General features: G+C 69.7%; 10 protein-coding genes. 3 read left to right on the top strand and 7 right to left on the bottom strand.

What is annotated here, in order from left to right:
• Positions 1 to 3 precede the first annotated feature (3 nt).
• The 7 genes from ACFHVL_RS13755 to ACFHVL_RS13725 all read right to left on the bottom strand — a co-directional run bounded on the left by ACFHVL_RS13755 (position 4) and on the right by ACFHVL_RS13725 (position 10,227).
• Positions 4 to 1,572 carry a pectate lyase family protein gene (locus ACFHVL_RS13755; RefSeq protein WP_416628112.1) on the bottom strand — a complete coding sequence of 523 codons (1,569 nt, stop codon included), beginning with the start codon at positions 1,570 to 1,572 and terminating at the stop codon, positions 4 to 6.
• Positions 1,573 to 1,743: 171 nt separating this feature from the next.
• A complete protein-coding gene (locus ACFHVL_RS13750) occupies positions 1,744 to 3,087 on the bottom strand; it encodes a pectate lyase family protein (protein WP_416628111.1) in 1,344 nt (447 codons plus the stop codon).
• A gap of 238 nt (positions 3,088 to 3,325) precedes the next feature.
• Positions 3,326 to 4,513 (bottom strand): Gfo/Idh/MocA family protein, encoded by a 1,188-nt coding sequence (locus ACFHVL_RS13745; RefSeq protein WP_416628109.1) that lies wholly within the window; start codon positions 4,511 to 4,513, stop codon positions 3,326 to 3,328.
• A gap of 28 nt (positions 4,514 to 4,541) precedes the next feature.
• Complete coding sequence (locus ACFHVL_RS13740) at positions 4,542 to 6,035, bottom strand: mannitol dehydrogenase family protein (RefSeq protein WP_416628108.1); 1,494 nt, start codon at positions 6,033 to 6,035, stop codon at positions 4,542 to 4,544.
• Positions 6,026 to 7,336 carry an enolase C-terminal domain-like protein gene (locus tag ACFHVL_RS13735; protein WP_416628107.1) on the bottom strand — a complete coding sequence of 437 codons (1,311 nt, stop codon included), beginning with the start codon at positions 7,334 to 7,336 and terminating at the stop codon, positions 6,026 to 6,028. Before ACFHVL_RS13735 ends, ACFHVL_RS13740 begins: the two co-directional genes overlap by 10 nt.
• Positions 7,333 to 8,784, bottom strand: coding sequence for a glucuronate isomerase (gene uxaC / locus ACFHVL_RS13730; RefSeq protein ID WP_416628181.1), 1,452 nt, complete (start codon positions 8,782 to 8,784; stop codon positions 7,333 to 7,335). Before uxaC ends, ACFHVL_RS13735 begins: the two co-directional genes overlap by 4 nt.
• A 114-nt stretch (positions 8,785 to 8,898) precedes the next feature.
• Positions 8,899 to 10,227 carry a Gfo/Idh/MocA family protein gene (locus tag ACFHVL_RS13725; RefSeq protein WP_416628106.1) on the bottom strand — a complete coding sequence of 443 codons (1,329 nt, stop codon included), beginning with the start codon at positions 10,225 to 10,227 and terminating at the stop codon, positions 8,899 to 8,901.
• Between the two features lie 279 nt (positions 10,228 to 10,506).
• On the opposite strand from ACFHVL_RS13725, the gene ACFHVL_RS13720 reads away from it, so the two are divergent.
• The 3 genes from ACFHVL_RS13720 to ACFHVL_RS13710 all read left to right on the top strand — a co-directional run bounded on the left by ACFHVL_RS13720 (position 10,507) and on the right by ACFHVL_RS13710 (position 13,987).
• Positions 10,507 to 11,541, top strand: a complete 1,035-nt coding sequence (locus ACFHVL_RS13720; protein ID WP_416628180.1) for a LacI family DNA-binding transcriptional regulator — start codon at positions 10,507 to 10,509, stop codon at positions 11,539 to 11,541.
• Between the two features lie 78 nt (positions 11,542 to 11,619).
• Complete coding sequence (locus tag ACFHVL_RS13715) at positions 11,620 to 12,909, top strand: ABC transporter substrate-binding protein (protein ID WP_416628104.1); 1,290 nt, start codon at positions 11,620 to 11,622, stop codon at positions 12,907 to 12,909.
• Positions 12,910 to 12,997: 88 nt separating this feature from the next.
• Positions 12,998 to 13,987, top strand: coding sequence for a carbohydrate ABC transporter permease (locus ACFHVL_RS13710; RefSeq protein WP_416628102.1), 990 nt, complete (start codon positions 12,998 to 13,000; stop codon positions 13,985 to 13,987).
• Positions 13,988 to 14,021 lie beyond the last annotated feature (34 nt).

Below are 14,021 nucleotides of genomic sequence, written 5' to 3'. Positions count from 1 at the left end.
GGATCAGAGACCGATCTTGCCGGTGCCGGCGCCGTTGGTGACCACCGACTTGATCTGACTTGCGGTGGTCAGCGAGTACGAGTACGGGATGCTCGCAACGCTGCCCGACGACTCTGGGCTGCCTGAGCCAACGAAGTGGTTGTTGCGCTGCACCAGGCTGCCCGGGCCCGAGGAGGCGTAGCCGACCAGGGTCGGATCGTCGACCTTCTCGAAGTAGTTGCCCTCCACGAGTACGCCGGCACCCATGGTGGACGCGACACCGTACTCGTTGTCGTAGTAGTAGTTGTTGAACACGTGCACCGGGTTACCGAAGCGGACCCGCGGGTGCCGGGTGTCGGAGCCGTCGAACCAGTTGTGGTGGTACGACACCCGCAGATGGCCGCGATCCTGGCTGGCGTTGTCGTCGGAGTGGCCGAGCAGCATCGACTTCCCGTGGCTGAAGACGCGGTTCCAGGAGACGGTGACGAAGTCCGAGCCGCGCTTGATGTCCACCGCGCCGTCGTAGCCGTTGGTGAAGCTGTTGTGGTCGACCCAGACGTTGGTCGCGCCGCTCTCGACATTGATCGCGTCGTCATTCCAGTTGCGGAAATTGATGTTGCGGATGATGACGTTGCGGTTGCCGTTGATGGTGAAACCACAGCCGGAGATGGTTGCCGAGGAGCCGACTCCCAGAATCGACTTGTTGTCCCGCACCCGCAGCATCCCGGAGCAGGAGATCGTGCCGGAGACCCGGATCACTGCCGCGCCGGAGGAGCCGACTGCCGACTCCAGCGCCGAGGCGCTGGTAACGGTGATCGCGGACGCGTTGCCGCCACCGGTGGTTCCGCCGTTCTGGGTGGCCCAGCCGACCAGTCCGGTCGGGACCGGTCCCGGCGGTGGGGTGGTCGGGTTCGGTCCCGGCGTGGTCGGGTTCGGTCCCGGCGTGGTCGGGTTCGGTCCGGAACCGATGGTGTCCACGCTGACGTCGTCGTAGCTGGCCCCGGCGTACCCGGTGACCAGGGCAATCTGGCCGGAGCCGTAGGAGCCGTCGCTGCCGGAGCCGATCTGGCTGCCGTTGACGAAGCCCCGGATGTTGCTGCCGCTCGACTCGATCCGCAGGGTGTACCAGGTGCCGGTGGACACCGTCAGCGAGGCTGAGCCGAGCACGTCGACCGAGCTTCCGTTGACCACCTGCAGTTCGGCACGATTGCTGTTGGTCAGCGCCAGCCGGTACATCTTGGTGTTGCTGGCGACCCGGGTGGCGATGCCGACGAAGCGGTCGGAACCGTTGAACGACAACGGCTTGACCCGGGCCTGCAGCTGGTAGTCGGTCCAGCTGGTGCTGCCGGCGAAGAACCGTGCCAGGTTGCTACCGGTGTTGTCCTGCCGCAGCACCCGGCTGCCGTCGGAGACGACCTCCCAGCTGCCACCGGACTTGGACCAGTCGCTGGTTCCGCCGCTCTCGAAGTCATCCGAGAACAATGTCGCTGCCTGGGCGTTGGTGGTCACCCCGACGATCAGCGCCGCGGTGATGGCGCTCGCACCGAGCGCAGCTAACAGACCACGCCGGAGACTTCTTCCTCTGCTCTGCACAAGCACTCCTTCGGTTGGCACCACGACGTCGTGGTGCGCCTAACTGGTGCCGACCGGTGCCTGAGTGCGGGAAACCCGGGCTGTAGTCGCCCGTACCCTGGTCCTGGTCGGTTGTGGACCCGCGGGCAGCGGGGCCGCCACTGCCCGCGGGGGTCATGTGGGTCGGCAGCCTCAGACCGGCAGCTTGCCGGCGCCGGCGGTGAGCCTGGTGTAGAGCGGGACGGCGACGGCCGGCAGGACCGGGCCGTGCCGCAGGGTCGGCGTCCAGCCGGCGTCGGCGCCGAGGTCCGGTTCGTTCACCGCGTTGTAGGCGTCGAGCAGGCTGGCCGGGCGCAGTGGCCGGCGGCCTTCGGCTACCCAGTTCCCCTGCTCGGTGACGACGGTGCCGCCCCAGTCGTAGAGCAGGTCGGCGGTGGCGATGCCGGGAGCCAGGTGAAACGCGTTGTTCTGCAGGTACGGCGCACCCTGCACGCCGACACCGACGGCGTACTCGAAATCGTCGCCGGACAGTTTGTAGTGGTTGTTGTAGACGTCCACCTGGCCGAACCGGATCCGGGGCAGCCGCTGCAGACTGCCGTCGAAGATGTTGTGGTGCAGGGTGACGTTGAGCCGGCCGACGTCCGGGCCGACGGTGTTCGACGAGCCGATCAGCATGACCTTGTCGCGCCCGTCGAACTTGTTGTAGGAAACGGTGACCAGGCTCGCGGTGTGGGTGATGTCCAGCGCACCGTCGTGCACCTGCAACGGACGACCGAAGTGGACCGGTTGGGCGCTGTCCGGGTTGTCGCCGTCGGTGAAGGTGTTGTGGTCGACCCAGACGTTCTCCGAGCGTCGCACCGACATCAGGTCGTACTGCGAGTTCCAGTTGCCGGCGTCGCCGTCGTTGGGCGACCAGGCGGGAAAGCAGTCGTACGCGTCGTCGAATAGTAGGTTGCGGACGATGACGTTGTTGGCGCTGTCCACCATCAGGGTGAGGTTCTCGAAGGTCGCTCCCCGCAGGCCGATGATGGTGGTGTTGGGGCCGACGTTGATCTGCGTCTGCGCGGTCTGGTTGGTCACCGACCGACGCCGAGCGTCCTCCAGCGGCCCGCTGGGATTCACCCGACCCCATACCGCCGGGTCGTAGGTGGCCAGGAACTCGTCGAAGTCGTATTCGGGGTCGGCCAGGTCGGCGCAGGTGAGTCGGGTGCCGTCGGGGTCGTCGAAGCCGTTGACGGTGCCCTTGACGTAAATGATCTTCGGGGTGGCGTTGGTCCGGTTGGTGGCGTTGTCGCCGCCGAGCGCGTCGACCAGCTCGGTACGGCTGCCGACGACGTACACCTGGTCGGCGCTGGCGGCCGCGCCGCCGGTGGTGCCGGGGCCGGCTGCGGCCCAGCCGTCGTTGGTCGGCAGCACCTGCCGGCCCAGCGACCGGGCCACCCAGGACAGCCGGTCGGAGTTCTTGTCGTTGCCCCCGGCCAGCGCCGCCCCCGGCAGCACCGCCACGAGGGCCACTCCGACCACGACGGCAGTCATTTTCCTCAGTCGCATTGCCATACTCCGCACTATCGTTAGGGGTGGATCACGCAACACTCACGCAATCTTCCTGATCCCAAACGATAAAATATTACAAAGAAGTAAGTCAATGGGCTTTGTTTGCAGGTTGTTTGCAGATCAATCAGGCACAAATTGTTTACCCGGCGAAGATTTGCCGAGGTCGGTGACACTTCGTCCGATTTTCTCAATACTGATACGGCTGTCGATTTGCAGGGGCTCAGCCGCCGGCCGTCACCTCCCGATCCAGTCGGGTCCGCCGCGGGCGTACCGCCCATGCCACGTCGAGCTCGGAGAACAGTGACAACTCGGCGGCGGCCCGCCGCAACACCGCGTTGATCCCCTTGATCGTCACCACCCGGTCGGTGCCGGCCGCTCCGGTCGCCGCCACGTGCTCCGTTGCGACCAGCTGCGGCTCGGGTGCCGTCTGCACCACTTCCAGCAGAGCGGTGAACGGCTCGGTGCGGGCCAGCGGGGCGATCAACGGCACGTCGGCCGGGTCCCGCAGGTGGGCCAGCAGGTTCTCCAGCAGGCCGGTCCGTTCCGGCACCCGCCGCATCACCCGCTCCCCGGGCAGCCGCAACCGGTCCGTCGGATACTCCAGCACGCCGGTGCCAGCCGTGCCGTGCACCAGCACCTCACCGGGAACGAACTCCTCTCCGGCCAGGGTCACCGCCACCACGATCGCCAGGCCGGATTCCAGGGTGACCCGCATCGACGCGGTGTCGTCCACCTCGATCGGGCGGACCCGGTAGCGTTCCAGCTCCACCAGCACCGGCGGGCCGCCGTCCACCACGCCGGCCACCGCCAGGCACTGCATGGTGGCGTGCGCCAGCGGATTTGCCAGCGCACCGTCCAGCGACGGCCGGCCGTCGACGGTGCGCCGCCCGGCCCACGGCGACCGCTGGTAGTAGGCGTCGTCGCGCTGCCAGGACGCCACCGTCGAGATGCCGGTGACCGTGCCGAGCCGGCCGTCGGTCGCCGCGGCGGTCAGTTCGGCCAACGCCGCCGACCCGAGCGCCTGGAAGCCGACCTGACACACCCGGCCGTGCCGGGCCAGGGCGGCGGCGAGCCGTCGGTGCTCGTCGAGCGAGAGCACCGGCGGCTTCTCCAGCAGCAGGTCCGCACCGGCGGCCAGGGCGTCGAGGGCGATCGGCAGGTGGGTGTACGGCGGGGTGCAGATCACCACCACGTCCGGCCGGGTCCGCGCCAGCAGCTGCCGATGGTCGGTGAAGACCCCGACCCCAGCCGGGATCGGCGCGCCCGGGGCCGGCCGGACCGGGCGTACGTCGACCAGGCCGACCAGCCGCAGCACGCCGCTGTCGTGCAGCGGGGCGATCTGCCGCCGGTGCCACAGCCCGTGCCCGTTGGCGCCGATCAGGGCCACCCGGGGCGGCTCGGTCGTCACGTCGCAAACCTCCTATGTGCAAAGCCGGTCAGGGCGCGGCCTTGGCCAACGCATCGACCGCGCCGTGCCCGTGCAGCGCGGTCAGCCAGCCGACGATGCTCTCCCGGACCACCGGGTCGGCGGCCAGTTCCGGTGGAAAGACCTCGGTCAGCCCGAGCAACGCGTCGACCACCGACGCGGGGGTGCCGGCGCTGCCGGCCAGCGCCGCCCGGATCGGCCCGGCCAACGGGTCGTTCAACGGCAGCTCGGTGCCGTCGTCGGCGCGGCCCTGGACGAACCGCATCCAGGCCGCGACCACCAGTGCCGACCAGTACGCCGGCTGCCCGGCCGCCCGCCGGTCCATCATCGTGTGCAGCACCCGCTGCGGCAGCTTCTGGCTGCCGTCCATCGCCACCTGGATGGTGCGGTGCCGGATCGCCGGGTTGGCGAACCGCTCCAGCACCGATTCGCCGTAGTCGACCACCGATACCCCACCCGGCGGGGTGAAGCTGGTGGCGACGTCCTCGGCGACGATGCACCGCAGCACGTCGGCCAGCCCCGGAATCCGCAGCGCCTCGGCGATCGTCTCCCGGCCGGCCAACGCCCCCAGGTACGCGATCGCCGAGTGCACGCCGTTGAGCCCGCGCAGCTTGAGCCGCTCCCACGGCCCGGCGTCGTCGGTCAGCACCGCGCCGGCCCGATCCCAGGCCGGCCGACCACCGGGGAAGTCATCCTCGATCACCCACTGCGAGTACGGCTCGCCGCCGATCGCCGCCAGGTCGGTCACGCCCAGCGCCTGCCGGGCGGTGGCCAGCGTCTGCGCGGTGGCGGCCGGGACGATCCGGTCGACCATGGTGCTGGGGAAGGTGACGTTGGCGCGCACCCAGTCGGCCGCCCCGGCGGGGACCTTCGCGTACGCCAGGGCCTCGGTGACCAGGCCGTGCAGTCGCCGGCCGTTCGACGGCAGGTTGTCGCAGCTGACCAGGGCCAGCGGCCCGGCGTCGGCGGCGGCGCGGGCGAGCAGCCCGCGCAGCAGCAGCCCCGGCACGGTGACCGGGGCGCGGTCGGTGCTCAGGTCTGCGGCGACGTCGTCGTCCGGGCGCAGCCGTCCGGTGACCGGGTCCAGCTGGTACGCCTTCTCCGTCACGGTGAGCGTGACCACCCGGATCGCCGGGTCGGCGAGCAGCGTCACGATCGCCGCGGGGTCGCTGGCCGCGTGCCGTACGCCGGCGAGGGCCCCGACCACCTGGGCCTGCGCCCCGGCGGCGGACAGCGTGGTGACGCTGAACAGACCGTCCTGGTCGGCGAGGTTGCGCACCACGTCGAGGCTGCGCGGCGCGACGCCGATGATTCCCCAGGCACCGCCGGCCCGCGCGATCGCCTGCTCGGTGTAGACCGCCTGGTGGGCGCGGTGGAACGCACCTAGTCCTAGGTGGACGATTCCGGCGCCGACGTCGCCGGGGCGGACCAGTGGCCGGCTGGCCGCCGGCACCCGGTCGAGGGTGCCGAGGCCGAGCAGCGGGATGTCACCGTTCACCGCCATACCGGCCCGTCCGGGAACGAGTACTCGGCGATCGAGGCCGGCTTCATCGTGGCGCTGTAGCCGGGCTGGTCGGGCACCAGGTAGCGCCCGCCACGGGTACGGACCGGGTCGACGAAGTGTTCGTGCAGGTGGTCGACGTACTCGACCATCCGCCCGTCCAGCGAGGTGCCGACCCGCAGGTAGTCGAAGATCGCCAGGTGCTGCACGTACTCACAGAGGCCGACGCCACCGGAGTGCGGGCAGATCGGCACGCCGAACTTGGCCGCCATCAGGATCACCGACAGCACCTCGTTGACCCCGGCGATGCGGCACGCGTCGATCTGGCAGACCCGGATCGCCTCGGCCTGCATCAACTGCTTGAAGATCACCCGGTTGGCGGCGACCTCGCCGGTGGCCACCCGGCAGCGCCCGTCGGACAGGTCGGTGACTGCGGCGGCGATCCGGGCGTGGCCGAGCACGTCGTCGGCGTGCGTCGGCTCCTCGATCCAGTACGGGTCGGCCTCGACCAACCGGGCCATGTTGGCGATCGCCTCGTCGACGTCCCACACCTGGTTGGCGTCCATCATCAGCAGCGCGTCCGGGCCGATCTCGGCGCGGATGATCCGCGCCCGGCGGACGTCGTCGTCGATCGGGCCGCCGACCTTCATCTTCATCGCCCGCCAACCGTCGGCGTACGCCGCCCGGGTCAACGCCCGCACCTTGTCGTCGGGGTAGCCGAGCCAGCCGACCGAGGTGGTGTACGACGGGAACCCGTCGCGCTCCAGCTCGGCGAGGCGCTCGGCCTGGCCGGTCAGCCCCTTGTCCAGGATCGCGGCGGCCTCGTCGGGGGTGATGGCGTCGGTGATGTGGTGGAAGTCGATGTTGGCGACGAGTTCCTCGGTCGGCAGCTCGGCGAGCAGCCGCCACAGCGGTTTGCCCTCCAGCTTGGCCCGCAGGTCCCAGACGGCGTTGACCAGGGCACCGGACGCCATGTGGATGACGCCCTTCTCCGGGCCGAGCCAGCGCAGTTGCACGTCGGCGGTGAGCGAACGCCAGAAGGCGACCGGTTCGGCGAAGATCTCGGCGACGGTACGGCCGGTGACGTGGTGCGCCAACGCGCGTACCGCCGCGCAGGTGATCTCGTTGCCCCGGCCGTTGGTGAAGGTGAAGCCGGCGCCGAAGACCCCGTGGGGTGAGTCGGTGCGCAGCTCGACGTAGGTCGCCGAGTAGTCGCCCCGGTTGATGGCGTCCGAGCCGTCGCCGGCCGCCGCGGTCGGGAACCGGACGTCGTGCACGTCCACGCCGGTGATGGTGACGCTCATGTCAGCTTCTCCCCGATCTTGAAGACCCGCTTGGGCAGCCGGTACGCCAGGTCGACAATGGTTTCGGCGGCCTCGTCGAGGCTGAGCCGGTGCTCGGCGACGAGCCGGGCCAGGTAGCCGGCGTCGACGCGGCGGGCCACGTCGTGGCGGGCCGGGATGGAGCAGAACGCCCGGGTGTCGTCGACGAACCCGGCGGTGTTGTAGAAGCCGGCGGTCTCGGTGACCGCCTCACGGAAGCGCCGCAGCACCTCCGGGGAGTCCAGGAACCACCACGGGGCACCGAGGTAGAGGGCGGCGTACCCGCCGGCCAGCGGGGCCAGCTCGCGGGTGAAGGTGTACTCGTCGAGGGTGTAGACGACCAGCCGCAGCCTCGGGTCGTTGCCGTAGGAGTCGAGCAGCGCCGTAAGGGCGTGCAGGTACTCGGTGGCTTGCGGGATGTCGCCGCCGACGTCGCGGCCGTGGGTGGCGTACAGCCATTTGTTGTGGTTGCGCACCGAGCCGGGGTGCAGCTGCATCACCAGACCGTCCTCGATGGACATCCTGGCGAACTCGACCAGCATCTGCGCCCGGAACGCCTCGGCGTCGGCGGCGGTGGCGTCGCCGCGCAGTCCGCGGTCGTACAGTTCGGCGGCCTCGCGTCGGTCCAGGTTCAGGGTGAGCGCGGTCAGGTGGCCGTGGTCGGAGCTGGTCGCCCCGGCGGCGATGAAGGCCTGCCGGCGCGAACGCAGCGCGGCGAGGAACCCGGCGTACGTCTCGGTGTCCTCGCCGGTGATGGTGCCGAGGGTCGTGACGTTGTCACGCCAGTCGTCGAACTCGAAGTCGACGACGTTGTCCGGCCGGAACGTGGTGATCACCCGCCCGCCGGGGCCACCCCAGCCGTCGGCGGCCAGCTTGGCGTGCCGGCCCAGGTCGTCCAGCGGGGATTCGGTGGTGGCCAGCACCTCGATGTTGAAGCGTTCGAACAGGGCCCGGGGCCGGTACGCCGGCTCGGCCAGCTTCGCCGCGATCGCGTCGTAGATCTCGTCGGCGGTCGCCGGGCTCAGCGCGGCGGTCACCCCGAACACCTCGGCGAAGGTCTTCTCCAGCCACACCCGCGACGGGGTACCCCGGAACAGGTGCCAGTTGGCGGCGAGTCGGTGCCAGATGGCCCGCCCGTCGGTCTCAATGGTGTAGTCGCCGTCGCCGGCCGGCGGGCGGGCCTGGACGCCGGGCCGGGTCGGTACGCCCAGCTCGCCGGGGGGGACGCCCTGACTGAGCAGCATGCGGGTCACGTAGTGGTCCGGCACCACGAGCAGCCGCGCCGGGTCCGGGAACGGTTCGTCGTCGGCCAGCAGCGCCGGGTCGACGTGGCCGTGCGGGGAGATGATCGGCAACGGCCGGGCGTACGCGTACAGCTCTTGGGCGATCGCCCGGTGGCGCGGCTCGGCCGGGAACAGCTGGTCGGCCAGCGGTCGGCCTGGGTCGACGGTCGCGGCCAGATCGGTGCTGTCGGGTGCCGGATCGGGTTGAGGGGACACGGAAGCAGGCTCCTCGCGGGTACGGGGGGTCGGGGTGGTCGCCGGTCAGTCGACGGTGAGCAGGTCGGCGACCTGCACGGGTTGGCCGGTTTCGAAGGACCGGTTGGCGGCCAGGCCGGTGAGCAGCGCGAGGGCGCCGTCGCGGGCGGTGGCGGCGCGGCCCATCGGGTCGGTCTCGCCGCCGAACAGCACGGCGGTCATCTTGGCGTCGGCACCGCCGTGGCCGGACCGGGTGTAGCCGGTGACCGGCACCTGACGGGGCTGTTCCCAGAACGGCCGGACGGTGATCTTCGCCCAGCCTTCCTCGACCGCCGCCTGGACGCCGTGCAACGCGGCGCCTTTGAGTTCACCGGCGGCGTACGGGCTGACGAAGTCGCTCTCCACCACCTCCAGCTCGAGCCGACCCCTGCTGCCGTTGAACATCACCCGGTAGCCCTCCCACGGCGCGTACGCGGTGAGGTGGTAGGTCATCGTGGCGCCGGTCGAGTAGGTGGCCAGCACCGACATGTCGTCCTCGATGGTCACGCCGGGGGCGAAGACGTTCTGGTCGCGGTGGTAGCCGTCCTCGGCCTCGGCTTCCAGGTAGAGCGCGCGCAGCCGGGGGTGGGCGGCGAGTTGCAGGGCGAACGGGTCTCCGGCGGCGACGACGGCGCCGTGCGCCCGGTCGTAGTCGCGGGCGTAGCCGTGCCGGCGGCCGTGCTCGCCGTAGAAGAACAGCCGGCCGGCCGCGTAGACCTGCACCGGGACCGCGTCGAGCCACCAGTTGACCAGATCGAAGTGGTGGCCGGCCTTGTGCACCATCAGCCCGCCGGAGTTGGCCTTGTCGCGGTGCCAACGGCGGAAGTAGTCGGCGCCGTGGCGCACGTCGAGCAGCCATTCGAAGTGCACCGAGCCGACGTCGCCGATCTCGCCGTCGGCGAGCACCTGGCGGACGCGTTCGTGTAGCGGGTTGTAGCGGTAGTTGAACGCGACCCGCACGCCGCGACCGGTCTGCGCCACCGCGTCGAGGATGCGCCGGCAGCCCGGCACGTCGACGGTCATCGGCTTCTCGGTGATCACGTCGCAGCCGGCGTGCAGGGCGGCGACGATGTACTCGTCGTGGGTGCGGTCGACGGTGGTGACCAGGACGACGTCGACCCGCTCCTTGCCCAGCATCGTGACGAACTCACTGGCCGGGTAGGTCGCGACCGCGTCGCGACCGAGCTCTTCGAGCCAGGAGTTGTGGGCGTCCATCCGGGCCTGGTTGCTGTCGGCGAAGGCGACGAGCTCGGCGGCGTCCCGGTGGTCGAGCACCAGGGCACGGACGAACATCTCGGCACGGGCGCCGGTGCCGACGAGCGCGTAGCGCAGCCGCCGTTCGGGTTCTGGGGACATCGCTGCTCCGCCTCCGGTTGGCCGCAATGGTCGCTGCAAAGGTTTGCAGCGAAGTTGCCACGAGGCGGACACCCTCGTCAATGCAATCTGCCAAACCTGCACTTTTTGTCCCGAATTGCCCGTCTATGATTACCCACCAGGTCGCCAGCCGCAACAAATACGCAATCGAGGGCCGTTGACACGTGAGCAACCGTTTGCATTAATTGGCGGACCAACGTGACCCCAGCCACACTGGGCGCCGCCTACGCCGGCGGCAGCCATCCGACCGAAGGGCCATGCGTGCCAGCCACCATTCGAGACGTCGCACGGGCCTGCGGAGTGCACATCTCCACCGTGTCCCGCACGTTCTCGGCACCGCACCTGGTCAACCCGGAGACCCGCAGCCGGGTGCTGGCCTGTGCGGAGCACCTCGGCTACCGCCCCAACCGGGCGGCCCGCGCGCTGATCACCGGCCGGACCCACAACATCGGGCTGATCGTCGCCGACATCGCCAACCCGTTCTTCCCACCACTGATCAAGGCGGCGGAGAGCGCGGCCCGGCACCGCGACTACCACATCTTCGTCACCGACACCAACGAGGACCCGGCGGTCGAGGAGGAGCTGGTCCACGCCCTCGCGAAGCAGGTCGACGGGGTGCTGCTGTGCAGCCCCCGGATGAGCAACAGTCTGATCGAGCAGCTCAGCCGGGAAGTGCCGCTCGTGGTGATCAACCGGCAGGTGACCGGCCTGCCGAACGTCCTGATCGACGTCGGGCAGGGCGCCCGGCTCGCCGTGGAGCACCTGATCGGCCTCGGCCACCACCAGATCGCATTGCTCGGCGGGCCACGCGGATCGTGGACCAACCGGGAGATCCGCCGGACCGCCACCGCCGCGGCCCGCTCGGCCAACGTCACGTTGACCGTGATCGGACCCAACCCACCCACCGAGAACGGCGGCATCGCCGCGGCGGAACAGGTCCGCCGCGCCGAGGTCACCGCCGTGCTCGCCTACAACGACCTGCTGGCGATCGGCCTGATCGAGGGGCTCGACGCACAGGGGGTCGCAGTACCCCGCGACATCAGCGTGGTCGGCATCGACGACATCGCGCTGAGCCGGATCCTGCGCCCCAAACTGACGACGGTGGCCACACCGAACGCGGCTGCCGGCCGGGCGGCCGTCGACATGCTGCTCCAGCATGGCGACGACCGTCGCACCACTGCCCAGGTAACGCTCCAGACCGAATTGGTCATCCGCGACTCGACGGGCCCGGGGCCGCACAGCCATGCGGACCCGGGCGACGCGGCTGCCGCCGCACCGGCCGAAGTCGCCTCCTAACCCCAAGGAGTGAGCGCAATGCACCCCGCAACATCACCGACGGCGAACATGCCTGCCACGCGTGCTCACCGTACTCCCTTGCACCGACGCCGCCTGCTGCGCGGCATCGCCGCCACCGCCGTAGTGCCGCTGGTCCTCGGCGTCGCCGCATGCGGCGACGACGGCGCATCGACCGACCCGGACGCCCCGGTCACCGTCGAGTTCTTCTGGTGGGGCGGTGAAGCCCGCGCGGAATTCACCGAGCAGGCCCTCGACCTGTACGAGGAAAAGAACCCGAACGTCACCATCAACCCGACCTGGCAGGCGTTCACCGGCTACTACGACAAGTTGGCCACCATCTCGGCCGGCGGCAACGCGCCGGACATCTTCCAGATCGACGACAACGGCCTGGCCGAGTACGCCGGGCGCAACGTCACCCTGGACCTGACCCCGTTCGTCGAGTCCGGCGACATCGACCTGAGCGGCCACCCGGAGAGCCTGACCCAGTACGGGCAGATCGACGGCAAGCAGGTCGCGGTTGCCGCTGGCGAGAACACCCCGGCAATGGTCTACGACAAGACCAAGATCGCCGAGCTGGGAATGCCGGAGCCGGAGACCGGCTGGACCTACGACGAGTTCATCACCTGGGCAGGGGAGCTGAGCACCAAGGCCGGCGGCGACTACTGGGGCGCGATGGACCCGAGCGCCGACTACAAGGCGCTCTGGCTCTGGCTACGTTCGCAGGGCAAGGAGTTCTACGACGGGTCACAGCTGGCCTTCACCGAAGCCGACCTCGTCACCTGGTTCGAGCTGTGGCAGGATGCCCGCGAAAAGGGTGCCACCCCGCCGGCGGACGTCGTGCACGAGGCGGTCGGCGGCGGCGTCGCCGACCAGCTGGTGGTGACCGGCAAGGGTGCCACCTCGTTCATGTGGTCCAATCAGCTCGCCGAGCTGGGCAAGTCGACCGAGAACGAGCTGGGCATCGTCGCGTACCCGGGAGACCCGAAGGGCCAGTGGGCGCGTGCCTCCCTCTACTGGGCCGGATCGCGCTCGACCGAGCACCCGGAGGTCGTCGCCGACATCATCGACTTCCTGGCCAACGACCCGGAGGCCGCCGAGATCCTCGGCGTAGACCGCGGCCTTCCCTCCAACTTGGATAACCGTACGTCGGTCGAGTCCACCCTCGCCGACCCGTACATGACCGCGACCGTCACCTTTGAGAACGAGCTGATCCCGCAGATGGGCGAGGCGCCGGCGCCGCCGCCGCAGGGCCACGGCCCGCTGCGCTCCACTCTGGTCACCGTCGCCGAAAGCGTCACCTACGGCCAGGCCACCCCGGCCGACGCCGCCGCCGAGTTCTTCCGGCAGGCTGCGGCCACCCTCAAGTAGTCCGGGCCGGACCTGTGCGGTCGTGGTGCCCGTGGCGAGCTCTCGCCACGGGCACCACGACCCATGACCTGCAGAAAGGAGCCAGATCGTGGCCCTGACCACGAAACAAGTCCCGGCCACGAACCCTTCCGCACCGGCCGGCGCCGCCAGTCGGCGCAGCCGGGCCGCAAGCAACCGCCGCCGGCACGGCGAAGGACTGGCCGGATACGTCTTCCTGTCCCCGTGGCTGCTCGGGTTGATGGCGATCACCGCCTTCCCCATGCTGTTCTCGCTCTACCTGAGCTTCACCAACTACGACATCCTGTCGTCCTGGGAGTTCGTCGAGTGGGTGGGCTTCCAGAACTACTGGGACCTGTTCGTCAACGACCAGACGTTCCGCCACTCGGTGAAGGTGACGCTGATCTTCGCGTTCGTCGCCGTACCGTTGAAGTTGGCCGCCGCCCTCGGCGTCGCGCTGCTGCTCAATCGGGAGTCGCGCGGCGTCGGCCTGTTCCGCAGCCTGTTCTACCTGCCGTCGCTGCTCGGTGGCAGCGTCGCCCTGGCGCTGATCTGGCGGGCGATGTTCAGCGGTGACGGCGCGGTCAACGGCTTCCTCGGCCTGTTCGGCATCACCGGCCAGCCGTGGGTCAACGACCCGGCGTGGGCGTTGGAAACCCTGATGGTGCTGGCCATCTGGCAGTTCGGTGCCCCGATGGTGATCTTCCTGGCCGGACTCAAGCAGGTGCCGACCGAGCTGTACGAGGCAGCCTCGGTCGACGGCGCCGGCAAGGTCCGGCAGTTCTTCAACGTGACCCTGCCGATGCTCTCCCCGGTGATCTTCTTCAACCTGGTGCTGGAGACCATCAACGGCTTCCAGGGCTTCACCGCCGCGTTCGTGATCAGCAACGGCACCGGCGGCCCGGTCGACTCGACCATGCTCTACACGCTGTACCTCTACGAAAAGGGCTTCACCGAGTTCCAGATGGGGTACGCGTCCGCGCTCGCCTGGATCTTCCTGCTCGCGATCGGCCTGATCACGGTGCTGTTCTTCAGCACCGGGCGGTTCTGGGTGCACTACTCGGACGGAGACAACGACTGATGGCAACCCAAGCTGCTCCGATCTCCCGCCGCCG

The sequence above is a fragment of the Micromonospora sp. LOL_023 genome (assembly GCF_048060115.1).
Classification (GTDB): Bacteria; Actinomycetota; Actinomycetes; order Mycobacteriales; family Micromonosporaceae; genus Micromonospora_E.
This window is presented reverse-complemented; position numbering and strand designations above follow the sequence as displayed.

Coding starts and splice junctions, on each gene's coding strand:
- ACFHVL_RS13740 (WP_416628108.1), bottom strand. CDS start 6,035: ATGGCGGTGAACGGTGACATCCCGCTGCTCGGCCTCGGCACCCTCGAC.
- ACFHVL_RS13725 (WP_416628106.1), bottom strand. CDS start 10,227: ATGTCCCCAGAACCCGAACGGCGGCTGCGCTACGCGCTCGTCGGCACC.
- ACFHVL_RS13750 (WP_416628111.1), bottom strand. CDS start 3,087: ATGACTGCCGTCGTGGTCGGAGTGGCCCTCGTGGCGGTGCTGCCGGGG.
- ACFHVL_RS13735 (WP_416628107.1), bottom strand. CDS start 7,336: ATGAGCGTCACCATCACCGGCGTGGACGTGCACGACGTCCGGTTCCCG.